The sequence below is a fragment of the Vibrio sp. 811 genome, from assembly GCF_033339195.1.
Genome location: NZ_JAWOUB010000646.1, coordinates 1 through 594, shown reverse-complemented (window position 1 = coordinate 594; position 594 = coordinate 1). Strand labels below are relative to the sequence as shown.

The 594-nt window shown below is 48.5% G+C and carries 1 protein-coding gene; it reads right to left on the bottom strand.

Annotation, left to right across the window (positions count from 1 at the left end):
• Positions 1-144: 144 nt before the first annotated feature.
• Positions 145-594, bottom strand: a 450-nt coding sequence (locus R7Q46_RS28600; protein WP_318078498.1) for a c-type cytochrome, incomplete at its 5' end; no start/stop codon positions are given.

The following is a 594-nucleotide window of genomic DNA, read 5'->3' as shown; positions in this document are numbered from 1 at the left end:
AATTGGGAAGTCGTTACCGCATAGAAGTGGTTTGAGTGAAGCAAATGAAATGGTGATTTTTGGGATGAGGGAGAGAAAGAACCTGCCCAAGCATAGGGTAGGAATGTATATAAGGATGTAGCTATACGGCAAGCTCTAACGTTGCTACTCAACCGTTCCGCTTGCAAATGCGTTTTTACCTATTTGCTTACCGTTTAGTGTTTTGCCGTAGTAACCTTGGTGCTGGTGGTATTTTTCAGCATTTGCGGTGACGCTGCCTTTAAATCGAGGATCTTGTGGGCGTTCGTGACTATTGATGTACGCAGCAACGTCCCAAGCTTCTTGCTCAGTCAGCTGCACACTTTTTCCAAGTGGCATGTTCTCATAAATAAAATAGGCCGCTGTGTTAATGCGGTGCATACCTGCGCCCCAGTTATACGCAAATTCGCCCCACAGCGGAGGAATGTATGAATGGCCGTCGGTGCCTTTGATACCCGAGCCGTCGGCGCGATGACAAGTCTCGCAGTTCTTTTCATAGACTAATGCCCCTCGATCTGGTGATGGTTCTTGCTTCGGTGCGGCGATTTTTGGGTAGCCACGTCCTGCTAGGTTGCC